The 23,982-nt window shown below is 65.3% G+C and carries 24 protein-coding genes; 12 read left to right on the top strand and 12 right to left on the bottom strand.

Annotated elements, in window-relative coordinates; translation table 11 throughout:
• Positions 1–71 precede the first annotated feature (71 nt).
• Genes ettA through O6X71_RS15880 form a run of 3 tightly spaced genes read left to right on the top strand, consistent with a single transcriptional unit; the run spans position 72 to position 3,494 of the window.
• Positions 72–1,751 carry an energy-dependent translational throttle protein EttA gene (gene ettA, locus O6X71_RS15890; protein ID WP_056062887.1) on the top strand — a complete coding sequence of 560 codons (1,680 nt, stop codon included), beginning with the start codon at positions 72–74 and terminating at the stop codon, positions 1,749–1,751.
• Between the two features lie 4 nt (positions 1,752–1,755).
• Positions 1,756–2,298, top strand: a complete 543-nt coding sequence (locus O6X71_RS15885) for a hypothetical protein (RefSeq protein ID WP_353466690.1) — start codon at positions 1,756–1,758, stop codon at positions 2,296–2,298.
• A gap of 2 nt (positions 2,299–2,300) precedes the next feature.
• Positions 2,301–3,494, top strand: coding sequence for a sensor histidine kinase (locus tag O6X71_RS15880; protein ID WP_353466689.1), 1,194 nt, complete (start codon positions 2,301–2,303; stop codon positions 3,492–3,494).
• Between the two features lie 103 nt (positions 3,495–3,597).
• Here O6X71_RS15880 and O6X71_RS15875 read toward each other — a convergent pair whose 3' ends face one another.
• Genes O6X71_RS15875 through O6X71_RS15855 form a run of 5 tightly spaced genes read right to left on the bottom strand, consistent with a single transcriptional unit; the run spans position 3,598 to position 8,915 of the window.
• Positions 3,598–4,329, bottom strand: a complete 732-nt coding sequence (locus O6X71_RS15875) for an NTP transferase domain-containing protein (RefSeq protein ID WP_353466688.1) — start codon at positions 4,327–4,329, stop codon at positions 3,598–3,600.
• A gap of 1 nt (position 4,330) precedes the next feature.
• A complete protein-coding gene (locus O6X71_RS15870) occupies positions 4,331–5,422 on the bottom strand; it encodes an inositol-3-phosphate synthase (RefSeq protein WP_056050788.1) in 1,092 nt (363 codons plus the stop codon).
• Between the two features lie 15 nt (positions 5,423–5,437).
• Positions 5,438–6,298 (bottom strand): CDP-alcohol phosphatidyltransferase family protein, encoded by an 861-nt coding sequence (locus O6X71_RS15865; RefSeq protein ID WP_353466687.1) that lies wholly within the window; start codon positions 6,296–6,298, stop codon positions 5,438–5,440.
• A gap of 54 nt (positions 6,299–6,352) precedes the next feature.
• Entirely contained in the window at positions 6,353–8,398 is a 2,046-nt protein-coding gene (locus O6X71_RS15860) for an NAD(+) synthase (RefSeq protein WP_353466686.1), read from the bottom strand.
• A gap of 49 nt (positions 8,399–8,447) precedes the next feature.
• A complete protein-coding gene (locus O6X71_RS15855; RefSeq protein ID WP_353466685.1) occupies positions 8,448–8,915 on the bottom strand; it encodes a DUF1203 domain-containing protein in 468 nt (155 codons plus the stop codon).
• Positions 8,916–9,033: 118 nt separating this feature from the next.
• Here O6X71_RS15855 and O6X71_RS15850 point away from each other — a divergent pair, with 118 nt between their 5' ends.
• Positions 9,034–9,390, top strand: coding sequence for an ArsC family reductase (locus O6X71_RS15850; protein ID WP_353466684.1), 357 nt, complete (start codon positions 9,034–9,036; stop codon positions 9,388–9,390).
• A gap of 11 nt (positions 9,391–9,401) precedes the next feature.
• A complete protein-coding gene (locus O6X71_RS15845) occupies positions 9,402–9,683 on the top strand; it encodes a DUF427 domain-containing protein (protein ID WP_353466683.1) in 282 nt (93 codons plus the stop codon).
• Between the two features lie 159 nt (positions 9,684–9,842).
• On the opposite strand, the gene ypfJ is transcribed toward O6X71_RS15845, so the two are convergent.
• Entirely contained in the window at positions 9,843–10,766 is a 924-nt protein-coding gene (gene ypfJ, locus O6X71_RS15840; protein WP_353466682.1) for a KPN_02809 family neutral zinc metallopeptidase, read from the bottom strand.
• A gap of 100 nt (positions 10,767–10,866) precedes the next feature.
• Between ypfJ and O6X71_RS15835 the strand changes: the two genes are divergently transcribed.
• Together O6X71_RS15835 and O6X71_RS15830 are read left to right on the top strand one after the other, a co-directional pair.
• Positions 10,867–11,652 carry a 3-hydroxybutyrate dehydrogenase gene (locus tag O6X71_RS15835; protein ID WP_353466681.1) on the top strand — a complete coding sequence of 262 codons (786 nt, stop codon included), beginning with the start codon at positions 10,867–10,869 and terminating at the stop codon, positions 11,650–11,652.
• 94 nt (positions 11,653–11,746) lie between these two features.
• Positions 11,747–12,379, top strand: coding sequence for a DUF4893 domain-containing protein (locus tag O6X71_RS15830; RefSeq protein WP_353466680.1), 633 nt, complete (start codon positions 11,747–11,749; stop codon positions 12,377–12,379).
• Here O6X71_RS15830 and O6X71_RS15825 read toward each other — a convergent pair.
• The 3 genes from O6X71_RS15825 to O6X71_RS15815 all read right to left on the bottom strand — a co-directional run bounded on the left by O6X71_RS15825 (position 12,376) and on the right by O6X71_RS15815 (position 14,511).
• Positions 12,376–13,008: a hypothetical protein gene (locus tag O6X71_RS15825; protein WP_353466679.1), complete on the bottom strand. Its 633-nt coding sequence runs from the start codon at positions 13,006–13,008 to the stop codon at positions 12,376–12,378. The genes O6X71_RS15830 and O6X71_RS15825 overlap by 4 nt on opposite strands.
• A gap of 56 nt (positions 13,009–13,064) precedes the next feature.
• The gene (locus O6X71_RS15820; RefSeq protein WP_353466678.1) at positions 13,065–14,051 is read right to left on the bottom strand and encodes a cation diffusion facilitator family transporter; all 987 of its coding nucleotides are present in this window, start codon (positions 14,049–14,051) and stop codon (positions 13,065–13,067) included.
• Between the two features lie 295 nt (positions 14,052–14,346).
• Positions 14,347–14,511, bottom strand: coding sequence for a hypothetical protein (locus tag O6X71_RS15815; RefSeq protein ID WP_164913371.1), 165 nt, complete (start codon positions 14,509–14,511; stop codon positions 14,347–14,349).
• Positions 14,512–14,702: 191 nt separating this feature from the next.
• Here O6X71_RS15815 and O6X71_RS15810 point away from each other — a divergent pair, with 191 nt between their 5' ends.
• Positions 14,703–16,085: a helix-turn-helix domain-containing protein gene (locus O6X71_RS15810; RefSeq protein WP_353466677.1), complete on the top strand. Its 1,383-nt coding sequence runs from the start codon at positions 14,703–14,705 to the stop codon at positions 16,083–16,085.
• A gap of 142 nt (positions 16,086–16,227) precedes the next feature.
• On the opposite strand, the gene O6X71_RS15805 is transcribed toward O6X71_RS15810, so the two are convergent.
• From O6X71_RS15805 to O6X71_RS15795, 3 genes are all read right to left on the bottom strand, one after another.
• Positions 16,228–17,175 (bottom strand): aldo/keto reductase, encoded by a 948-nt coding sequence (locus O6X71_RS15805; protein ID WP_353466675.1) that lies wholly within the window; start codon positions 17,173–17,175, stop codon positions 16,228–16,230.
• Entirely contained in the window at positions 17,172–17,372 is a 201-nt protein-coding gene (locus O6X71_RS15800) for a hypothetical protein (RefSeq protein WP_353466674.1), read from the bottom strand. Before O6X71_RS15800 ends, O6X71_RS15805 begins: the two co-directional genes overlap by 4 nt.
• Before the next feature lie 114 nt (positions 17,373–17,486).
• Positions 17,487–17,858 (bottom strand): hypothetical protein, encoded by a 372-nt coding sequence (locus O6X71_RS15795; protein WP_107963640.1) that lies wholly within the window; start codon positions 17,856–17,858, stop codon positions 17,487–17,489.
• 193 nt (positions 17,859–18,051) lie between these two features.
• Between O6X71_RS15795 and O6X71_RS15790 the strand changes: the two genes are divergently transcribed.
• The 4 genes from O6X71_RS15790 (at position 18,052) to metH (ending at position 23,965) form a co-directional block, all read left to right on the top strand.
• Positions 18,052–19,005, top strand: a complete 954-nt coding sequence (locus tag O6X71_RS15790; RefSeq protein WP_353466673.1) for an ArsR/SmtB family transcription factor — start codon at positions 18,052–18,054, stop codon at positions 19,003–19,005.
• Positions 19,002–19,946, top strand: coding sequence for a methylenetetrahydrofolate reductase [NAD(P)H] (gene metF, locus O6X71_RS15785; protein WP_353466672.1), 945 nt, complete (start codon positions 19,002–19,004; stop codon positions 19,944–19,946). The genes O6X71_RS15790 and metF overlap by 4 nt, the downstream gene beginning before the upstream one ends.
• A gap of 115 nt (positions 19,947–20,061) precedes the next feature.
• A complete protein-coding gene (locus tag O6X71_RS15780; protein WP_353466671.1) occupies positions 20,062–21,120 on the top strand; it encodes a homocysteine S-methyltransferase family protein in 1,059 nt (352 codons plus the stop codon).
• A 127-nt stretch (positions 21,121–21,247) separates the two neighbouring features.
• Positions 21,248–23,965, top strand: coding sequence for a methionine synthase (gene metH / locus O6X71_RS15775; RefSeq protein WP_353466670.1), 2,718 nt, complete (start codon positions 21,248–21,250; stop codon positions 23,963–23,965).
• The last annotated feature ends 17 nt before the right edge of the window (positions 23,966–23,982 follow it).

Here is a 23,982-nt window from a genome sequence, read left to right as displayed (position 1 = left end):
GCCAACCTTCGCGGCTGCCCTTACATGCGCAGATCAATCCCTCCCTCACGAACACCCGAACGGAGACCCCCGTGGCCGGCCAATACGCCTATGTCATGAAGGACATGACGAAGACCTTCCCCGGCGCGCCCAAGCCGGTGCTGTCGAACATCAATCTGCAATTCTATCATGGCGCCAAGATCGGCATCGTCGGCCCCAACGGCGCGGGCAAGTCGACGCTGATCAAGATCATGGCCGGCATCGACAAGGACTATACCGGCGAGGCCTGGCCGGGCGAGAACGTTACCGTCGGCTATCTGGAGCAGGAGCCGCAGCTCGACGCCACCAAGACCGTGCTCGAGAACGTCAAGGACGGCGCGCGCGGTGTCGCGGACATGGTCGATCGCTTCAACGCGATCTCCGCCGAGATGGGCGATCCCCAGGACGACACCGACTTCGACGCGCTGCTGGAGGAGATGGGGACGCTTCAGGAGCAGATCGACGCGATCGACGGCTGGACGCTCGACAACCAGCTCGAGGTTGCGATGGAGGCGCTGCGTTGCCCGCCGGGCGACTGGCCGGTCGACAAGCTGTCGGGTGGTGAGAAGCGCCGCGTCGCGCTGACCCGCCTGCTGATCCAGAAGCCGGGTATCCTGCTGCTGGACGAGCCCACCAACCATCTCGACGCGGAAAGCGTCCAGTGGTTGGAGAATCATCTGAAGGATTATGCGGGCGCGGTGCTGATGATCACCCATGACCGCTATTTCCTCGACAACGTCGTTGGCTGGGTGCTCGAACTCGATCGCGGCAAGTATTTCCCGTATGAGGGCAATTACTCGACGTATCTCGAGAAGAAGGCCAAGCGCCTTGAGCAGGAGGATCGTGAGGAGTCCGGTCGTCAGACCGCGATCAAGAACGAGCTCGAATGGATTCGTCAGGGTGCCAAGGCGCGCCAGACCAAGTCCAAGGCGCGTATCGCCAACTTCGAACGCCTCGTCTCCGCACAGGAGAACCGCTCGCCGGGCAAGGCGCAGATCGTCATCCAGGTGCCCGAGCGTCTCGGCGGCAAGGTCATCGAGCTCGAGAACGTCTCCAAGGCTTACGGCGACAAACTGCTGTTCGAGAACCTCTCGTTCACGCTGCCCGCGGGCGGTATCGTTGGCGTCATCGGTCCCAACGGCGCCGGCAAGTCAACGCTGTTCAAGCTGATCACTGGGCAGGAGACGCCGGACAGCGGCACGATCGACAAGGGTTCGACCGTGCGGCTCGGCTATGTCGACCAGAGCCGCGACCATCTCGACGACAAGAAGAACGTCTGGGAGGAGATTTCCGACGGTCTCGATTCGATGAAGGTGAACGGGTTCGACCAGTCGACGCGCGCCTATGTCGGCGCGTTCAACTTCAAGGGCCAGGACCAGCAGAAGAACGTCGGCAAGCTGTCGGGCGGTGAGCGCAACCGCGTCAACATCGCCAAGATGCTGAAGCGCGGCGGCAACGTGCTGCTGCTCGACGAGCCCACCAACGATCTCGATGTCGAGACCTTGGGCGCGCTCGAGGAAGCGATCGAGAATTTCGCAGGGTGCGCGGTGGTGATCAGCCACGACCGCTTCTTCCTGGATCGTCTTGCCACGCACATCCTGGCGTTCGAGGGCAACAGCCATGTCGAATGGTTCGAAGGCAATTTCGAATCCTACGAAGAGGACAAGCGCCGCCGTCTGGGCGATGCGGCGGATCGTCCTACCGCGCTGTCCTATAAGAAGCTGACGCGCTGACCCGATGTTGCGGGGGCTCGACGAGGAGCTGGTCGCTCACAAATACGCGCATGTCGAGCGCGAGCGCCGGTTTCTCGTCGATCCTGCGCGTCGGCCCGATCTGGCCGACGCGCCGTATATCCTGATCGAGGACCGATACATCGAGGGCACGCGGCTGAGGCTGCGCGCCATGACCGATAGCGTGTCGGGGCGTGTGGTCCTGAAGATCGGCAAGAAATACGACGTTGCCGACGTGCTGAGCAGGCCGACGGTCACGACGTATCTCGATCGGGACGAGTATGACCTGCTGGCGCAACTGCCGGCACGATCGTTGAGGAAACGCCGGTATCCGGTGGATGCAGACTTTGGCATCGACCTGTTCGAAGGAGCGTTCGCCGGGCTCGAGCTCGCCGAGATCGGGCAGGACGACGCGACCGCTCTGACGTCGATCGTCAGCCCCGAATGGGCAATCGCGGAAGTCACGCACGATCCGCGATTTCAGGGTGGGCGATTGAGCTTGCTGGATGCGGCAGGCGTGACGAGACTTATTGCCAGTAACATCGAGTGAGTATGACGGTTATCGAACAATCTCCCGGCGGCGATCGGCCACCCGGCGCAGGCGAACTGGAATATCGTCTTCGCCAGCAGTCGATCCTTGCCGATTTCGGTATTGAGGCGCTGCGCGCGCGGGATTTGCAGCCGATGTTGCAACGCGCGACTGAGTTGTGCGGCGAGGGGATGCGGTCGAAATACTGCAAGTTCCTCGAATACCGGCCCGAACAGAACACCTTGTTGGTCCGCGCCGGGATCGGCTGGGCGCCGGGGGTGGTCGGGTCGACCGAGATGCGGACCGATCTTGGCTCGCCGGCGGGGTTCGCGCTGGAAACCGGGCTACCGGTGATCTCGAACCATCTGGAAAACGAACAGCGCTTCCGGACGCCCGAGTTCATGGCGCAGCACAATATCCGTCGCGCTATCAACGTGCTGGTGGAGACGTCGGGCAAGCGCTTCGGCGTGCTGGAGGTCGACAGCCCGGACGAGGGCAAGTTCGAGCCCGCCGACTTCGCGTTCATGCAGGGGTTTGCCAACCTCATCGGCGTGGCGATCGAGCGGCAGCAGGCGGAGCAGCGGCTGAGCGAGGCGATGGAGCATCAGGAGTTGCTGACGCGGGAGGCTAGCCACCGGGTGAAGAACAGCCTCGCTTTGGTGTCGGCGATGCTCAACCTCCAGATGCAGGAGGATGACGATCCGCGGATCCGCCGGCTGCTCGGCGACGCGCAGGCGCGGATCACCGCGATCGCGCAGACGCACGACCAGCTCTGGCGTGGCGATCAGGTTGGCATCGTCGCGCTGAACGATCTAGTCTGCGGGATCGCTACGGGACTGGGCGAGCAATCGCTCACCCACCGGATCGACTGCGACATCGAAGCGATCCTGATCAGCGCGGACGTGGCGATCCCGATGGGGTTGCTGGTCACCGAGCTGGTCACCAATGCGATCAAATATGCGTATGGCGACGATGGTGGCGTGATCCTGGTCACGGTGCGGAGCGCGGACGGGCGGATCGTGCTGACGGTGTCCGACGAGGGCGGCGGGTTGCCGGCGGACTTCGACTTGAAGACGGCATCGCGCAAAAGCCTCGGGATGCGGATGATCGGCAGCCTCGCGCGGCAGTTGCGCGGAACAGTGACGATCGAGAACGCTGCGGTCGGGACATGCGCGACGCTGGACGTGCCGGATCCTCGGGTCGAGGCGTCGGTCTAGGCCTTAGCACCCCACGGTGTTCTCCTGCGAACGCAGGAGCCCAGGATACCAATGCGCAGCGATCGTGACCCTGGGCTCCTGCGTTCGCAGGAGAGCGGGAGTTTTAGGCCGCTACGGCATCCGCCTTGGTCGCCATCCAAGCCTCGGCCATCGCGAGTGCAGGCGCGTCGTCGACGTCGATCCAGTCGATGTCGCTGCAATCGACTATCCGGGCGAGACCTTGTGCGGCCAGCAGGCGGACGCCTTCGGTGAGCGAGGGGCTCGCGAGCGTGGCCAGCGCGTCCGACAGCGCAGGGCCGATCGCGAAGACGCCGGTGTCGTAGCAGTCGTGCAGTGCGAGGCCCTTGCCGATCGCGACGATGCGGTCGCCTTCGGTCGCCACGCAGGTGACGTCCTCCGGGTCGACCCAGTCATGACCGAGCCGTCGGTCGATGCCGAGCCGCAAGCCTCCGCCAGCGCCGGCCTTCGCCATGCGGGCGTAAAGTTCGGGACTGACGAGGTGGTCGCACATCGCAAGAATAGCTTCGCTGCCGGCCAGCGCCTGGCGCGCCGCCAACACCGAGACGCCGTTGGGTTCGCGGTGATCGGCCAGAACCGTCTCGACCGCCAGCGGCCAGCGCCGGCTCGCGAGATACGCCTCGATCGCCTCGCGACCGTAGCTCACCGTCACGATCGCCCGCGCGAAACCGGCTTCCGCCAGCCCTTCGAGCGCGTGGGCGATCAACGGCCGCCCCGCGACCGCGCAGAGCGGCTTGTACGGGGCGGAGGTGCGAAGGCGGCTGCCTTCCCCGGCGGCGAGGATGATCGCCGTTTCAATCCGGGGCGTATCGATCATGTCAGGCGGCCTTGATGAACCGCTCGACTTCGATCTGTGCGAGATCGTCGGTCATCTGCGTGCGCGGATGCTTGCAGAAATACGCCGATGCAGGGTCGATGACGCCGGCGATGCCGCGATCCTTGGCGATCTTGGCGCAACGGATCATGTCGATCGCGACACCTGCCGAGTTGGGGCTGTCCTCGACCGAAAGACGCAGTTCGATGTTCATCGGCACGCCGCCGAACAGCTGGCCTTCCATGCGCAGGAAGCAGACCTTGTTGTCGTTCTGCCAGGGCACATAGTCCGACGGACCGATATGGACGTTGTCGTCGTCCATGCGCTCGGCCGCGACCGACTGCACGGCTTCGGTCTTCGAAATCTTCTTCGACTCGAGACGGCGATGGTTCGACATGTTGAGGAAGTCGGTGTTGCCGCCGGTGTTGAGCTGGTAGGTGCGATCCAGCTTCACGCCGCGCTTGGCGAACAGGTCGGTCAGCACGCGGTGGACGATCGTCGCGCCAAGCTGAGCCTTGATGTCGTCGCCGATGATCGCGACGCCGGCGTCCTCGAACTTCTTCGCCCAGACCGGGTTCGATGCGATGAACACGGGGATGTTGTTGACGAACGCAACGCCTGCTTCAATCGCGCATTCGGCGTAGAATTCGGTCGCTTCCTGCGAACCGACCGGCAGGTAGTTCATGAGAACGTCGGCGCCCGATGCCTTCAGCTCGGCGATGACCTCTTCACGCGTCGGCTCGGCGGCGTCGGAGACCAGGAACGTGCGGTCGTCCTTGAAGTCGGCCATATGGTCGGCGACGCCGTCCAGCTTCTTGCCCATCTTCACGATCGTGCCGGTGTTGCCGACATTGGGTGCGAACACCGCGGTGCAGTTCGGCTTGGCGAAGATCGCCTCGGCGACGTCCTTGCCGACTTTCCGGCGATCGACGTCCCAGGCCGCGACGACCTTGATGTCGCTCGGCTTGTAGCCGCCCATATCGAAATGCATCAGGCCAACCTGGTCGTTTGCCCCCTCGCGATAATGCTCGAGGCCCTGGACGAGCGAGCTCGCGCAGTTGCCGATGCCGACCACGGCGATCCGAATGCTATTCATTACTGACCCTGTTCCTTACGAAAGATGCATGCGCGACGCGGTCTTTGGTCGCGTTGCGGAAGTATTACGAACGAAAGCCCGCTCGACACGACGGTGCCAGACGAGCCCGACGATGGCCACGAGCGTCAAAGGGACGATCTCGAACCACCAGAAGATGCGTGGGTTGCCCGCGAAACAGGCGACGAAGATCGCCCATACCCGGACATTCGCGGTAAGCAAGGCCATGAAGCGCAACGGCGCGACGGCGCGGCCACCATACAGGGCGCCGAGCGCGATCGGATCCGCCGACTGACCGAGCGTGCGCTCGAACGGCATGGCAATCCGGTCGATGCTGCTCGCGACGCCATCATAGAAGCGTACGAGCGCGTTGCCGGTCGGAACTGGAAGCGCTTCGAGTGCTACGCCCTTGATGCGACGATGGAAGCGCGAGCGCTCGCCCTCGTACATGTTCGACTGGACCGCATGCGCGCCGCCGGCTGCGAAGGCGAGGACCCAGCCCTCGGGCGTGTCGATCGTCAGCGCGAGCGAGATGTAGATCAGCGCGAAGACGCCGTGATCGCATAATCCGTCGAGCATCCTGCCGAGCGGGCTCGCGGTCTTGGTCGCGCGGGCAACCATGCCGTCGAGTCCGTCGGCGATCAACCAGCCCATCGACAGCACCAGGCCGACCAGCGCGAGCGCCCAGTTTCCCCACTGCGTGTAGGCGAGCGCCGCTGCTCCGCCGAGGCAAAGCCCCGCCACCGACACCGAATTGGCCGAAATTCCACGCGCCAACGCAAGCGGCAAAAGCGCACGGCCTGCCGGGTGAATCAGCCAAAGATTAGATGGGATCTCGATCCGGCGATCGCGCGATCCATCCGGTGGAGCCACTGTCATAGGATTTTCATAATGCGCCGGATGGGCGATTTATGCAAGGTGGCGCGGCTGACCTTACGGAACGCTTGACCGCAATTCCTTGATCCAGATCGTCGCAGTTCCATCCGACGGCGCGCGCCAGTCGCCACGCGGCGATAGCGCACCGCCTGCTGAGACCTTCGGTCCATTGGGCATCGCCGACCGCTTGAACTGGCTGGTCGTGAAGAACCGGAAGAGGAATTTCTCCAGCCAATGGCGGATCGTCGGCAGGTCATAGGCGACGCGCGCGTCCGCGGGCAGGTCTTCCGGCCATGCGCCGACGCTCGCATCGCGCCATGCGTGCCAGGCGAGAAACGCGATCTTCGATGGCGCGAGCCCATAGCGGATCACGTAATGCGCGAAGAAATCGTTTAGCGCGTACGGCCCGATCATCGATTCGGTGCTCTGCAATGCGCCATCCGCACCGGCGGGCACGAGCTCCGGCGAAATTTCCTGCGCGAGGATCGTCGACAGGATCGCGTCAGTCGCTGCGTCATACTGGTCGGTGCGAATACACCAGCGGATCAGGAACTGGATCAGCGTCTTGGGCACGCCGCTGTTCACCGCGTAATGGCTCATCTGGTCGCCGACGCCGTAGGTGCACCAGCCAAGCGCCATCTCGCTGAGATCGCCGGTGCCGAGCACGATCCCGCGCCGCTGGTTGGCGAGGCGGAAGAGGTAGTCGGTGCGCAGACCCGCCTGCACGTTCTCGAAGGTGATGTCGTAGACCGGTTCGCCTTCGCTGAAGGGATGGCCGATGTCCTCCAGCATCCGCGTGGCGGCGGGGCGGATGTCGATCTCTTCGGCGGTGATGCCGAGCGCGCGCATGAGGGCCCAAGCGTTAGCCTTGGTCCCTTCGCCGGTCGCGAAGCCAGGCATGGTGAAGCCGAGAATCGCGCTGCGCGGGCGTCCGAGGCGGTCCATTGCCTTTGCCGCGACGATCAGCGCGTGCGTCGAGTCGAGGCCGCCCGATACGCCGATCACGATCGTCTCGGCATGCGCGGCGACGAGGCGCTTCGACAGTGCCTCCACCTGGATGTTGAACGCCTCGTAGCAATCGTCGTCGCGCCGCGCCGGGTCGTTCGGGACGAACGGGAACCGGCGGATGGCGCGTTCGAGGCCAGCGTCCTCAAGTACCGGCGCGTGATCGAACGCGGTCCGCCGGAATCGTGTTTCGGGGTTGCCGGCGAACATCGCCGCATCGTTGAAGGTGCCGGTCCGTAGGCGTTCCTGCGTGATCCGTTCGCAGTCGACGTCGGCGACGACCAGTTCGGGCTCGGTCGAGAACCGCGCCGACTCCGCGATCTGCTCGCCGAGTTCGTGGACCAGTCCCTGGCCGTCCCACGCGACTTCGGTGGTGCTCTCGCCCGGTCCCGCCGCGGAATAGACATAGGCGCAGACCGCGCGCGCCGACTGCGCGGCCGCCAGCATTGCCCGGTCGCGCGCCTTGCCGATGACAATGTTCGACGCGGACAAGTTGCAGCAGATCAGTGCACCCGCAAGCGCGCCCGCGGTCGAGGGCGGGGTAGGGGCCCAGTAATCCTCGCAGATCTCGGCATGGAACACGAAGCCGGGCAGGTCGCGCGCGGCGAAGATCAGGTCGGTCCCGAACGGCACGTCCTCGCCGTTTAGGTCGATCGTCAATCCGGTCATTCCCACGCCACTCGCGAACCACCGCTTCTCGTAAAACTCGCGGTAATTCGGCAGGAACGTCTTCGGGACCACGCCGAGCACACGCCCGCGTGCGATCGCCAGCGCGCAGTTATACAGCCGCCCGTTCCGCACCAGCGCCGCGCCGACCACCAACACCGGTCGCATGGTCGCGCTCGCCTCCACCACGATCGCGATCGCCGCGAGCGTCGCGCGCTGCTGCGCAGTCTGGAGATGCAGATCGTCGATCGCGTAGGAAGTGAGGTTCAGTTCCGGGAACACGACGAGGTCGACGCCCTTCGCATCAGCCTCGCGCGCCAGTGCGATCGTCGCTTCGGCGTTGGCGCCCGTATCCCCCACCGAAGCCCGCGGCGTCGCGGCGGCAACCCGGATCAGCCCGTGACTATGGATCGCGTAGAATGGATGCGTCATGGCGCACCGATAAACGCCCGCGCTGCGTCACGCCACCGGCTTGCGCTGGTCAGGCACGAATGATGCGCGCGGCGTAACATCCGCGTCTGGCGTAGTGGGCCTGCAGATACGCCACGTCCGGCACCGCGAGGAACCGCTCGATCAGCGGGATCAGGTCCGTGCCTGCGACAAGGTCCGCGTCGATCATCTCGTCGTCAGGTCCAAAGGCGCGCAGGGATATCGGCCGGCTGCGGATCGCCTTGGGGACCGCGTCGAGCAGGTTCAGCGGTTCCGTCTCCGCCTCGGATACGAAGATCGCGTGGCGTGCGCGGTAGGGCGTGTCGGCCGGCTGATGTTCGTAGTTGATCAGGATCGCCGTCTCGCCAATCTCCAGATCGCGCACCGCAATGCGATCGGGAAAGCCGGGCTCGGCGTCGACTACGTATCGCCGTGCGCCGACGAGCGCGAGACTGGCATCGGAGGCGCCGAACAGGTGTCGAAACTGGTCGGGGTCGAGCCCCTGAACGCGGAAGGACATGATCGCTCCTCTTGAGTATGAGCGAGCTTCATGTCCTGGATCGGGTGCACGTGCGTCCCGTAGCTTGCTACCAAACGGCTGCGCTTGGACTGATTCCAGTTTTGCTTCGGAGGCTATTTTGACGATCACGATGTTCGGCATCAAGAATTGCGACACGATCAAGAAGGCGCGGACATGGCTCGATGCGCACGACGTGGACTATGCGTTCCACGACTATAAGACCGCCGGAATCGACGCTGCGCATCTGGACGACTGGATCGGCCGGGTTGGCTGGGAGGTTTTGCTCAACCGTGCGGGAACGACGTTTCGGAAGCTTCCGGAAGCGGACCGAGCGGATCTCGATGCCGGGAAGGCCACCGCGCTGATGCTGGCGCAACCGTCGATGATCAAGCGGCCGGTGCTCGATACCGGCAAGACGCTGCTGGTCGGGTTCAAGCCCGAGGCGTATGAGGCGGCGGGGCTGGGGCGCGCCTGAAGGAGATCAGCATGCCGGTTGCAAGTTGGAATGGCCACGAGATCGCACGATCGGACGATACCGTCGTCGTCGAGGGCAATCATTACTTCCCCGCCGATAGCGTCGATCCGGCGTTGCTGGAGGATAGCGCGACGCATTCGAACTGCCCGTGGAAGGGTGTGGCGAGCTACAAGACCCTCGTCGTCGACGGGAAGCGGAACATCGATGCGGTCTGGTATTATCCGGAACCGAAGTCCGCAGCGGCCGAGATCGAGGGGCGCTATGCGTTCTGGAAGGGCGTCGTCGTCGCATAAGAACGCGCGCGCCATTGTTTGAATCCTCCTCCGCCAGGGGCAGGTGTCGCCGGAGGTGACGGAGGGGGAGGACACGGAACAGGCTTTTCGCTTACCTCCCCCACCGTCTGGCAAGCGCCAGCCACCTCCCCCTGGCGGGGGAGGATCGGGAGGCTCAGCTCAGATCGCGCCTGAGAACGTATCGCACTGCTGTGGATCGCCGCTTTCCAGCCCGCGCTTCAGCCAGGACTGGCGCTGAGCCGAGGTGCCGTGCGTGAAGCTGTCCGGTACCACGCGGCCCTGCGACTGCTTCTGCAACGTGTCGTCGCCGATCGCCTGCGCGGCGGTCATGCCCTCCTGGATATCCCCGGCCTCGAGGCGCGACTTGTTCGCCGCCGCCCACACGCCGGCGTAGCAATCCGCCTGCAATTCGAGCCGCACCGACAGAGCATTGCCCTCGGTCTCGCTCGCCTGGCGCTGCGCCTGCTGGACCTGCGCGTTGGTACCGAGCAGCTTCTGGATGTGATGGCCGAACTCGTGCGCGATCACGTAATCCTGTGCGAAGTCGCCGTTCGCCTTGAAGCGCGTCGACAGCTCGTTGAAGAAGCTCGTGTCGAGATAGATGCCCTGGTCGGTCGGGCAATAGAATGGCCCCATCGCCGACTGCGCGGCGCCGCAACCCGAGCGGCCGTTGCCGTCGAAGAACACCAGCTTGGGCGCCTCGAACCGCTGGCCGTTCTTCTGGAAGATCGCTTCCCAGGTATTATCCGCCGAGCTGAAGGCGTTGCAGGCGGCCTTGCTTTCGGCGTTCAGCGAACAGCTCGACTTGGTATCGGAGCCCGAGCGCGGTCCGCTCTGCGTCGTCGGTGCCGACGTCTGTCCGCCACCGAGCAGTCCGCCAAGGCCGCCCATCCCACCGAACACCGCCATCAGGATCAGCACCACGACGATCCCGCCGCACCCGAAGCGGCTGCCGATCATCGGCAGCAGCCCCATCAGCAGGCCGCCACCGCCACCGCCGCCGCCGAAACCGCCGCCGCCTCCGCCGCCCGAGCCGCGCTGGTCCTCGACGTTGATGTTCGGATCGTAATCGTCGAGCCGCATGGATATGCCCCTTTTCGTTTCTTCTCGGGAACGAAATGCGCAAGGTGGCGCTAGGGTTGCACGGCGGCAGAATACGCTGCGCCAAGATGGGGGAGTATGCATGTTCCTGAAGGGCAAGACCGCGGTCATCACCGGATCCACGTCGGGGATCGGGCTCGCCTACGCCAAGGCGTTTGCAGCCGAAGGCGCAGCAGTGGTGCTCAACGGGTTCGGCGATGCCGATGTGATCGAACGTGAGCGGGCGGCGTTGGCGCAGGCCAGCGGCGCGATCGCACTCTACGATCCCGCCGACATGACCAAGCCCGACCAGATCGCCGCAATGGTCGAGCGTGCCGCAGCCGAGACCGGCAGCGTCGACATCGTCGTCAACAACGCCGGCATCCAGCACGTCGCGGGGATCGCCGACTTCCCGATCGACAAGTTCGACGCGATCATCGCGATCAACCTGTCCTCGGCCTGGCACATGATGCGTGCCGCCGTGCCGCACATGCGCGCCAAGGGCTGGGGACGGATCATCTCGACCGCATCGGCGCACTCTCTCGTCGCGAGCCCGAACAAGTCCGCCTACGTCATGGCCAAGCACGCGATCGCCGGGCTCACCAAGACGATCGCGCTGGAGACCGCGACCGACGGCATCACCGTCAACTGCATCTCGCCGGGCTATGTCTGGACGCCGCTGGTCGAGAACCAGATCCCGGACACGATGGCGGCCCGCGGGATGACGCGCGACCAGGTCATGAACGACGTCCTGCTCGCCGCGCAACCGACCAAGGAGTTCGTCACCCCCGAACAGGTCGCGGCGTTCGCGGTGTTCCTGTGTCGCGACGAAGCCAAGGCGATCACCGGCGCCAATTTGTCGATGGACGGCGGCTGGACGGCGTCGTGATGGTGCCCCGTGGTGCGAGAATATGATTGTAATACGGCATGTTAGAGGGTTAGCTTCGGATATGCACACGCGGTCGACGACGAAGCGGACATGGTTGGCCACCGGGGCCTGTCTCATACTAGCCGGATACGGTTCGAGCCCATCGCGCGCGGCGCTGATCGGCTCGGGCGCCATGTCGCCGCTCGATACCGATCGCGACTCCGACTGGCGGCGTGTCGCAACGGTCGCTGATCGCGCGCGTTTGCGGGGCTGGCGTGGTGCATGGATGGATGCGCTGGCACAGGTCGACGCGAAGGACCTTGCCGCCGAGCCGATATTGTTCGATCCGGACCACGCGCTCGCCGACGCCCTGCCACCCGCCGGAAGTTATCAGTGCCGCACGTTCAAGCTCGGCGCGCGCGGTGGGATCGGCCCGACATACAGCGCATCCGCCTGGTTCGCGTGCCGGATAGACTCGAACGGCGACACCGATGTCGTCAGCCTGGTCAAGGTCGATGGATCGCAGCGCCCCGTCGGCACGGTCTTCGTCGACACAGCGTCGCGGGCGATATTTCTCGGCACGATGGAGCTCGGCGATGAAAAGCGCCCGATGCGCTATGGTCGCGACGCCAGTCGCGACATGGCCGGCTTGATCGAACGGATCGGCACGCGGCGGTGGCGCGTCGTCCTCCCGTATCCGCGATTCGAGTCGGTGCTCGACGTGGTCGAACTGATCCCTGCGCCTTAGTGAGCGGGTACTGGTGCCGCCGTGGCAACGACCGCCGGTGTGTTGGAGGCGGTTGCCTGTGACGGTGAGATCGGCGGCAGGCTGGCGAGATAGTCCTTGCCGTGTAGTCCGACCGGGATGACGCGACCGACATTCGCGGCGCCGACGGCCTTCAGGTACGAACGTGGCTTCTTCATCAGCTTGGGTTGGTCCAGCCCCGACAGCCCGACGATCCGCGCCGCTTCCTTCACGAACGTCACGCAATTGTGATCCGAAAGGCGGTAGACGCTGTCGGGCTTGCCCTCGCTCCAGGCGTCGACCAGCCGCAGCACCGCGTTGTATTGCGTGTCGCTCATCACGACCGAGAATTGCGCATCGCTGCTCGCGATATATCCCGGCCTGGCGATGTCGAGCTTGCCTGGCACGGGCCCCATCAACAGCGCCGGCGAAACCGATTTCGCGGTGAAGCCGGCGTTGGCGTCGACCGGTGCGCCGCCTGCATCGGGTATCCCGCGCAACGTGAAGAACGCGTGCGGGAAGCTGTTGCCGAGCTCGTGGCTCCAGAAGGTGATGGTGACGGCCGCCTGTGCGGGGAGCGCGTATCCCAGGCACAGGCAGAGCAGGGCGATCAGCCGAAGTAGCGGTCTCATCCCCCAATATTATTTTGGAATGTCGAGCCTTACCAGTGAGATGTGTCTGATTTAGATCAGATTTGCGTGGTATTTTGTGCGGTCGCCGGGGCGGGCGAAGCGGATGCGGCAAGCGTCGCGTTCTCGCGCTTCTCTGGCCGGATGTAGATCGAGGAGAGCATCGGGATGGCGGCACGCAACTCGGTCTCCATCGCCTCGATCAGTGTCTCGCCGTCGCCCATCGTCACCGAATCGTCGAAGTCCGCGCTGATCGCGGCGAAGATGCTTTCGGGTGCGGTGTGGATCGTGCGGACGTGATTGACCGAGACGATCGCGGGATGGGCTGCGACGATCTTGCGGATCGTCGCGATCACCGCCGGGTCGGCGCGCTCGCCGATCAACAAGCCCTTCGACTCGCGCGCGAGCAGTACCGCGACCAGCGCGAGGATAAGGCCGATCGCGATCGAGGCGGCGCCATCGATCCGCGGATCGTTGAACGCATGGCTCGCCCATATGCCGATGCCGGCGATGACGAGACCGGCGAGCGCCGCGGAATCCTCGAACAGTACGATGAAGCCGGCCGGATCCTTCGACCGGTGGATCGCCGCCCACCAGCCCATGTCACCCTTGGCCTTCGAGAATTCGCGCACCGCGATCGTCCAACTGCTGCCCTCGAGCGCGAACGAGATTGCGAGCACCACGTAGTTAACGGTCGGGCTGGTGAGCGGCTCGGGCTCCTGGATATGTCGCCAGCCCTCGAAGATCGACACGCCCGCGCCGATCGCGAAGATCAGGATCGCGACGACGAACGCCCAGAAATACAGCTCGCGACCATAGCCGAACGGGTGTGCTTCGTCGGCAGGACGCTTGGCCTTTTTCTGACCGTAGAGCAGCAGCACTTGGTTGCCGCTGTCGACCACCGAGTGGAAGCCCTCGGTCAGCATCGACGACGATCCGGTCATTCCGGCCGCGACGAATTTCGCCACGCCGATCCCGAGATTGGCGGCGAGGGCGCCGTAGAGGACGATGTCGTCCTTGATGCGAGCGGTCAGTGTCTTGGCCATGTCGCCGTCCTACACGAGGGGATGCGGTTGGAAAGGGTGGCCTTCGCAACGTGTTGCGTAGTCGGGCGTGAGATCGACGGTGCTCTGGTAGGCGGACGTACCCGGCATCCCCACTCCGTCATCCTGACGAAAGTCAGGATCCAGAGCCACAAGCTCCAGCGCCCGTTACCCTGGATCCTGACGTTCGTCAGGATGACGGGCTTCGGGAGCGCCCCGTCCTTTTAAACAGGAATACCCGCCGATGGACGAGCCACCGGCGGGATCCTTTCCTCCCCAGGAAACTGTGTGAAGCGGTTTAGCCGAGCCGACCGAGGCGGTGGTACAGCGCACTCATCCGCGTCAGCCGTTCGTCGTCGATCGAGGTTTTGCTGATCATCTCGCCAAGCACTTCCTTCATCAGCGCGAAATCGTTGGTCGAGAAGACGGCGCGGGCGCGGGGTTGTTCGGTGGTCGTCTGCATGGCTTGCCTCCTTCGATGATCGTCTTGTCTCTCTCTTTACACGCATCATGTGCCGAGAGAGGCGATGCACAGCCAATAGCGTTCGAGGCCGGCAAGTTGGAAGGCCGCCCCGAGCCGTCGCAACGTCGCGGTGTCCGTTCAGCTTGTGGAACACGTGTCGTTCTGTAAACATCGTGACAGGAGGGTTTGCGATGGCGGAACGGAAATTGCTCGCGGGGCACGCAATCCGTCGCTTGCGGCGCGGGGCGGGGCTGACGCAGGCGGCGATGGCCGACATGCTCGCGATCAGCCCGAGCTATCTCAACCTCGTCGAGCGCAACCAGAGGCCGATCTCCGCGACGCTGCTGATCAAGCTGGCCGAGAGCTTCGACTTCGATCCGCGGTCGCTCGCGGCGGGTGAACCGGGCGGCGGTGCGGATGCGATCCGGCGGCGGCTGGCCGACCCGATGTTCGCCGACCTCGAGATCGACCGCAACGAAGTCGAGGAATGGCTCGCCAGTGCCCCCGGCGGCGCGGCGGCATTCGCCCGCGTGTTCGATCGGATCGGCGGCGGCGCAGTGGTCGAGGCGGGCGACGATCCGGTCACGCTCGTCCGTCGCGAGATCGAGCGTTGGCGTAATCACTTCGCCGATCTCGATGCCGCGGCCGAAGCGTTGGCCGACGAATTGCGGCTTGGCGCTGGCGATCTCTACGGCGCGATCGCCGAGCGGCTGCGCGCCAGGCACGGCCTGACCATCCGGGTACTGCCCGCCGACGTGCTCCCCGACACGCTACGCCGCCTCGACCTGCACGCGCGCCAGTTGCAGCTGAGCGAGATGCTCGACCCGGCATCGCGCACGTTCGCCGTCGCGTTCCAGCTCGGCCAGATCGAGGCGAAGGCGGAGATCGATGCGCTGGCGAAAGGCGCCGGGTTCACCGATCGCGCCGCCGAGCGGCTCTATCGCCGCCACCTTCTCGGCTATTTCGCAGCGGCGCTGATGATGCCCTACGCCCGGTTCCTCCGTGGATGCGAGACGACGGGGTACGACATCGAGCTGTTGCAACGCCGGTTCGGCGCTGGCTTCGAACAGGTGGCGCACCGGCTGACGACGTTGCAGCGCGTCGGCGCACGCGGCCTGCCGTTTTTCATGATCCGCATCGATCGGGCGGGTCAGGCGTCGAAGCGCTATCCCGGCGCAAGCGGTGCGGCGCTGGTGGAGGCGGACGGGCGCTGCCCATTGTGGCGGTTGCATCATGCATTCGACCGGCCGGGCAGCCTTATGGTGCAGCTCGTCGAACTGGAGGACGGCGCGCGCTGGCTGACGATGGCACGCACCGTGACGCCGCAGGGCAGCCGCTTCGGTGCGGTGCACGCGGAGTTCGCGATCGGCCTGGGCGTTGCGGCGTCACAGGCGGGCATGCTGGCGGCGGCGAGCGGCTTCGATCTCGCAGGGAGGGCGATGCCGATCGGGCTCGGCTGCCGCGCCTGTTTCCGCAACGATTGCCCGCAGCGGTCTGTCGCACCGGCCGGGCGAGCGCTGCTGATCAACGAGCGGGAGCGGCGGACGTCCGCGCTGACGTTTGCGGGGGACTGAGGGAGGTCTTCTAATCCTCCCCCGCAAGGGGGAGGTGGCAGGCGCCTGCCTGACGGAGGGGGAGGAAGCGCCAACCTCTGTTTCGCGTCCTCCCCCTCCGTCACCTTCGGCGACACCTCCCCCTGGCGGGGGAGGATTAAGGTCAGGCGCCAGCGACCATCAGCGCGTCCAACTGGTCCTTCGACAGTTCCAGCGTCATCGCCGGCAGCAGGTCTTCGACCTGCTTCACGCTGGTGGCGCTCGCAATCGGCGCCGTCACGCCCGGCTGCGCGATCAGCCACGCCAGCGCAACCTGCGCGTGGGTCGCGCCAGTAGCTTCGACCACCGAGTCCATCGCATCGAGGACAGCCTTGCCGGTACCTTCGAGCAATTCGCCCATCCGACCACCGCGAACGCTCTGCCCCAGATCGTCCTTCGTCCGGTACTTGCCGGTGAGGAAGCCCGAGGCGAGCCCGTAATAGGGCAGCACGCCGATATTCTCGGTAACGCAGTAATCCTGCAATTCGCCCTCGAACTTGGTGCGGCTGACGAGGTTATATTCGGGCTGGAGAACGTGATAGCGCGGCAGGTCCGACGTCTTCGCGGCCTCGACAGCGGACTTGAGGCGAGCGGCGTGGAAGTTGGACGCGCCGATCACTCGGACTTTCCCCGCATCGACCAGCTTGCCGAATGCTTCGAGAACCGCCTCCTGCGTCTGCGACTCGTCGTCCTGGTGCGCGTAATAGAGGTCGATGCGATCGGTGCCGAGGCGCTTGAGCGAGGCTTCGGCAGCGGCGGCGATACGCGCGGGGGCGAGCTTCTCGCCGCCTTCGCCGGGGAGCATGCCGACCTTGGTCGCGATCAGCACGTCATCGCGCTTGCCGCTGGCCTTCAGCCATTCGCCGATCATGCTCTCGGACTCGCCGCCCTGATGACCGTCGACCCAGGCCGAATAGACGTCGGCGGTGTCGATCATCGTGCCGCCGCCCGCGACAAATGCATCGAGCACGGCAAAGCTGGCGGCGCGGTCGGCGGTCCAGCCGAACACGTTGCCGCCGAGGACGAGCGGGGCGATCTTCAGATCGGTCGAGCCGAGGCGGCGGAGGGTCATCGGGTCTGATCGCTTTGATTCGAGGGGAGTTCAGTATCTTCAGAAGCGGCGGCGACCGCGTTCAGGTCGACGCTGTTCGCATCGAGCATCGCGGCGGCTTCGTTCAACTGGTGCGCTTCGTCGGCGGTGACCGCGCCGGGTTCGCTCGCAGGCGAACACGCCGCGAGCGCTGAAATAGCAAACAGCGCCCCCACCATCATGCTGTCGTGCCAGCGAACGCTGGCATCCTCCCCGAGCGGTCGTCGTGACCCGAACCGGGAGCCCCCAGCGTTAGCTGGGGCGACGGAGAAGTGGGGGCGCCTAGGCAAGGCTTAGTCCTTGATCGCGTTGCCGGCGCGGGTCAGCGCGTTGCCGGTGGCGTCGGCGGCGCGGTCCGCACCGTTGCTGATTGCAGCACCCGCACGGTCTGCACCGGCTTCGATCCGGTCACCGGCGCGGTCGGCCTTGGCGTCGAGATGGTCGGTCGAGTTGTCGATGCGCGCACCGGCGTTATCGAGCGAACGCTCGGCCGAACCCAGCGCGCGATCGCTGGCGGCGCTGACGTCGTCGACGGCATTGGCGGTGGTCGCGCTCGCATCGGCGGCGATCGCGTTGGCGGCCTGTGCGGTCTGGTCCTGCGCGTTGTTGCTGCAGGCTGCGAGGCCGGCGGTCAGGGCCAGGGCGGGGATCAGGAACTTCTTCATAGGTATCTACTCCCGTGGATGTCGTCTTGTGGACCGGGTAATGCCCAGCCCATAGCGCAATCGAACGCGGATAAAGCGTTTCCGATCCGTCACGATCTCGCGCGATGCGACAAGTCGCGGGCGGACATGGCCAATGTCGAAGGCGCGCACGCCTGCGTTGACCTCATATAAAGAATTCTTTATATGTCCTGGCATGACGATGGCGCTCGAAATCTTCCGTGCTTTGGCGGACGCGACCCGGCTGCGGATCCTCGCGCTGTTGCGGCGGATGGAGCTGTCGGTCGGCGAACTCGCGCAGGTGCTCGGCCAGAGCCAGCCACGCGTTTCGCGCCATGTGAAGATCCTGTGCGATGCAGGGCTTGCCGAGCGTCGCAAGGAAGGCAGCTGGGTGTTCGTCGCGCTCGGGTCTCCGGACGTGGTCGAGCCGGTCGCGGGCGCGCTCGACGTGTGGGCGAAGGCCGAGCCGGATCACTGGGCGGTCGCGGATGCGGCGCGGCTTGCGGCGGTGCGCGCGGACCGGGCGGCGTCGGCGGCGGCATGGTTCGAGGGGCATGCCGACGAGTGGGATGCGATCCGGTCGCTGCATGTCGCCGACAGCGAGGTCGAGGCGGCGATGGCTGCCGTGCTCGGCGATGCGCCGGTCGGGACGCTGATCGATATCGGTACGGGCACCGGGCGGATGCTCGAGCTGTTTGGCGGGCGCGCAAAGGTCGCGCTCGGGATCGATCGCAGTTCGGAAATGCTGCGGCTTGCGCGCGCGAAGCTCCACGACATGACGCACGCCGAACTGCGCCAGGCGGACCTGTACGCGTTGCCGATGGCGGATGCGGCGGCAGACGTCGCGATCCTGCATCACGTGTTGCACTTCGCGCAGCAGCCCGGCGCGGCGGTGGGCGAGGCGGCGCGGGTGCTGGCTCCCGGCGGGCGACTGCTGATCGCCGATTTCGCCAGCCACGACCGTGAGGAACTGCGGTTGCGCGATGCGCATACGCGGCTCGGGTTCGCGGACGAGCAGATGGCGGCGTGGTTCGAGGCGGCGGGCTTGCAGACGGCGCGCGTCGAGACGCTCGAGGGCGGCGAGTTGACGGTGAAATTATGGCTCGGCCGAAAGATCGGCATGAGCTTGCGTGAGGTGAAGGCGGCATGACGAACATATCGATCCCCCAACTGGCCGAAGCGCGCCGCGCGCTCGAAGAACCGCTGTTCGCGGATCTCGCGGGCGATGTCGGCATCAGCTTCGAGTTCTTCCCGCCGAAGAGCGAGAAGATGGACGCGCAGCTTTGGGACGCGATCCGCACGCTGGAGCCGCTTGGCCCCGATTTCGTATCGGTCACCTACGGCGCTGGCGGCTCCACGCGCGAGCGCACGCATGCGACGGTCGCGCGGATCCAGCGCGAGACGTCGATGAACGCTGCCGCGCATCTGACCTGCGTCGAGGCGATCAAGGCCGAGATCGATCAGGTCGCCGAGGAATATTGGGCGGCGGGCGTGCGGCACATCGTCGCGCTACGCGGCGACATGCCGACGCTCGGCCAGCCGTATCAGGCGCATCCCGGCGGTTATGAGAATGCGGCGGCTTTGGTCGCTGGCTTGCGGAAACTGCACCCGTTCGAGATTTCGGTCGCGGCGTATCCCGAATGCCATCCGGAATCGGGCGGGCATGATGCGGATATCGACAATCTGAAGCGCAAGATCGATGCCGGTGCGACCCGCGCTATCACGCAGTTCTTCTTTTCGCCCGAAGCGTATTTCCGGTTTCGTGACCGGGTCGCGGCCGCCGGGATTACCGCGCAGATCCTGCCGGGGATCCTGCCGGTATCGAACGTCGCGCAGACGCGGAAGTTCGCGGGGCTGTGTGGTGCTGAGATCCCGGCGTGGATGGACCGGTTGTTCGAGGGGCTCGACGATCATCCGTCGGCGCGGCAACTCGTCGCGGCGACGATTGCGGCCGAGATGTGCCGGCGGCTGTATGCGGGCGGCGTGAAGGATTTCCACTTCTACACGCTCAACCGCGCGGAACTGGCCTACGCGATTTGCCACATGCTGGGTGTTCGCGCGAAGCCGAGCGAAAAGGTCGCCGCAGCGTAATTCCCCTCCCGCTTGCGGGAGGGGTTAGGGGAGGGGCTGGCCCAACCCGACCGTCTCGTTTGCGGCACTTCCCTCCCCCGACCCCTCCCGCCAGCGGGAGGGGAGGAGATCGACGATGACACCACGTGAACGTTTCAACGCGGAAGCCGCCAAGCGCATCCTGATCACCGACGGCGCGTTCGGGACCGAGATCCAGAACTGGAAGCTCGACGAGGCGGCTTACGCTGGGACGCTCGGCTTGTCGCACGACCAGAAGGGCAACAATGACATCCTGGCGATCACAAAGCCGGACGTCCCCGAGACGATCACGCGCGAATATCTCGAGGCGGGGTCGGACATCGTCTCGACCAACACGTTCAGCGCGAACGTCATCTCGCAGGCCGATTACGGCGCCGAGCATCTGGTACGCGAGATCAACGTCGAATCCGCGCGAATCGCCCGCGCGCTCGCCGATGAATATCAGGCGAAGGACGGCCGTCCGCGCTTCGTCGCCGGGGCGATCGGGCCGACCAACAAGACGCTGTCGCTGTCGCCCGACGTCAACGACCCCGGCTTTCGCGAGATCGACTTCGATTATCTCAAGGGCGTGTACCGCGAGCAGATCGACGCGCTGCTCGAAGGCGGCGAAGGGGTCGGCGTCGACTTCATCCTGATCGAGACGGTGTTCGATACGCTCAACGCCAAAGCCGGGATCATGGCGGCGATCGAGGCGGGCGATGCTCTCGGGCGCGACGTGCCGATCATGATGTCGATGACGCTGACCGATCTGTCGGGGCGCAACCTGTCGGGGCATACGGTCGAGGCGTTCTGGCATGCGGTGCGGCATGCCAAGCCGATCACGATCGGGCTGAACTGTTCGTTCGGGGCGGAGCAGCTGCGGCCGCATGTGAAGACGCTGTCGGCGATCGCGGATACGCTGATCATGATCTACCCGAACGCCGGGCTTCCCAACGAACTCGGCGAGTATGACGAGCAGCCCGCGACGACGGCCGGGCTGGTCGGCGAGTGGGCGGTGGCCAAGCAGGTCAACGTGCTCGGCGGCTGCTGCGGGTCGACGCCGGCGCATATCAAGGCGATGGCGGATGGCGTGCGCGGGCTTGAACCGCGCGCAGTTGCTCGTCCCGAGGTGCGGACCAAGCTCGCCGGCCTCGAACCATTCACGATGGCCGCTTAAGCCACCGCTCCCTCTCCCCGTCGGGGAGAGGGCCGGGGTGAGGGGCGCCACGAGCGCTACCGCCCGGAACTACCCCTCACCCCGACCCTCTCCCCGGAGGGGATAGGGGGCTAGAAGAAGCGAACCGATGACCACCTCCTCCTCCACCTCCTTCGTCAACATCGGCGAGCGCACCAACGTCACCGGCTCGGCGCGCTTCAAGAAGCTGATCATGGCGGGCGACTATCCCGCCGCGGTCGAGGTCGCGCGCCAGCAGGTCGAGAGCGGCGCGCAGGTGCTCGACGTCAACATGGACGAGGGGCTGCTCGACGCGCACCACGCGATGACGACGTTCCTCAAGCTGATCGCCGCCGAACCCGACATCGCGCGCATCCCGTTCATGGTCGACAGCTCGAAATGGAGCGTGATCGAGGCCGGGCTGAAGTGCGTCAGCGGCAAGCCGATCGTCAATTCGATCAGCATGAAGGAGGGCGAGGAGCAGTTCCTGAGCCAGGCGCGCAAATGCATGGCGTACGGTGCGGCGGTCGTCGTGATGGCGTTCGACGAGGTCGGTCAGGCGGACACCAAGGACCGCAAGGTCGAGATCTGCGAGCGGGCGTACAAGCTGCTCGTCGGGATCGGTTTCCCCCCCGAGGACATCATCTTCGATCCCAACGTGTTCGCGGTCGCGACCGGGATCGAGGAGCACAACAACTACGGCGTCGACTTCATCGAAGCGTGCAAGGAGATCAAGGCGCGCTGCCCGCACGTCCATATCTCGGGCGGCCTGTCGAACTTCAGCTTCTCGTTCCGCGGCAACGAGCCGGTACGCCGCGCGATGCATAGCGTGTTCCTGTACTATGCGATCCCCGCGGGCATGGACATGGCGATCGTCAACGCCGGCCAGCTCGACATCTACGACGACATCGATCCCGAACTGCGCCAGGCGGTCGAGGACGTCGTGCTCAACACCGATCCCGAGGCCGGCGACCGGCTCGTCGCGCTCGCCGAACGCTATCGCGGCACCGACGTGGTCGCGGAGAAGGCGGCGGCGGAATGGCGCTCGCTCGGTGTCAACAAGCGGCTCGAATATGCGCTGGTCAAGGGCATCGACCTCCACGTCGTCGAAGATACCGAGGAAGCGCGGCTGATGATCGCCGGCAATGGTGGGCGGCCGATCGAGGTCATCGAGGGCCCGTTGATGGACGGCATGAACGTGGTCGGCGACCTGTTCGGATCGGGCAAGATGTTCCTGCCGCAGGTCGTGAAATCGGCACGCGTGATGAAGAAGGCGGTCGCGCATCTGCTGCCGTATATCGAGGCGGCCAAGGAGCCCGGCGCGCGCGGCAAGGGCAAGATCATCATGGCGACCGTCAAGGGCGACGTGCATGATATCGGCAAGAACATCGTCGGCGTCGTGCTTCAGTGCAACGGCTTCGATGTGGTCGATCTCGGCGTGATGGTGCCGTGGTCGAAGATCCTCGAGTCTGCGAACGAGAACGATGCGGACATGATCGGGCTCAGCGGGCTGATCACGCCGTCGCTCGACGAGATGGTCACGGTCGCCGAGGAGATGAAGCGCGCGGGGATGACGATGCCGCTGCTGATCGGTGGTGCGACGACCTCGAAGGTGCATACTGCGCTGCGGATCGCGCCGGCGTATGATGGCCCGGTGGTGCATGTGCTCGATGCGAGCCGTGCGGTGGGTGTTGCGTCGACGCTGGTGTCGGACACGATCCGCGACGAGTTCGTGACCAAGACCGCAGATGAATATGAGGCGGTGCGGATTTCGCGCGCGAACAAGGGGCAGAGCGAGCTTTTGCCGCTGGAGACGGCGCGCGCGCGCGGGTTCGTGGCGGACTTCGCGATGAAGCCGCCTGCGCCGGTGAAGCCGGGCGTGCATGTGTTCGCGGACTGGGATCTGTTGGACCTGCGCGACTATATCGACTGGACGCCGTTCTTCCGCGCGTGGGAGCTCGCGGGGAATTTCCCCGCAATCCTGACGGATGAAGTGGTCGGCGAGAGCGCGAGTTCGCTGTATGCGGATGCGCAGGCGATGCTCGACACGATCGTCGCGGAGAAGTGGCTGACCCCGCGTGGTGTCGCGGGGCTGTGGCCGGCGCGGCGTGAAGGGGATGATGTGGTGGTTCTTGCTTCCCCCCTCCCGCAAGCGGGAGGGGCCGGGGGTGGGCACGCGCCCTCCTCCACCGTCGCGCCCGAGGATGGCGCGAGCCCACCCCCCAACCCCCTCCCGCAAGCGGGCGGGGGGGAAGAAGTTCGCCTTCCCATGCTGCGCCAGCAGATTGCCAAGCGCGAAGGTCGCGCCAACATGTGCCTCGCCGATTTCGTCGACACCCAGGACGACTGGTTCGGTGGCTTTGCCGTCGGCATCCACGGTATCGACGACCACATCGCGCGCTTCAAGGCGGACAACGACGATTACAACGACATCCTGCTGAAGGCACTCGCCGACCGCTTCGCCGAAGCGTTCGCCGAGCGGTTGCACAAGCACGTCCGCACCGATCTCTGGGGCTATGCGCCCGACGAACAACTCACCAACGAGGCGATGATCAAGGAACAGTATCGCGGCATCCGCCCCGCGCCGGGCTATCCCGCGTGCCCGGACCACAGCCTCAAGCCGATCCTGTTCGACCTGCTCGACGCGCCGACCGCGACCGGGCTCGAACTGACCGAGAGCTTCGCGATGTTCCCGACCGCGGCGGTCTCGGGGTTCTATTTCGGCCACCCACAGGCCGAGTATTTCGGTGTAGCGCGCGTTGGCCGAGACCAGCTCGAGGATTATGCGGCACGACGTGGCGCCGACCTGAAGACCGCCGAACGCTGGCTTCGTCCTAACCTGGATTGAAGGCCCTTCCCCGACGG

Origin of the sequence: Sphingomonas faeni (assembly GCF_040407505.1) — a bacterium.
In the GTDB taxonomy this organism is placed as follows: domain Bacteria; phylum Pseudomonadota; class Alphaproteobacteria; order Sphingomonadales; family Sphingomonadaceae; genus Sphingomonas; species Sphingomonas faeni_E.
Note: the sequence above shows the minus strand (reverse complement) of the source record. Positions and strands in the feature narration are given on the sequence as shown.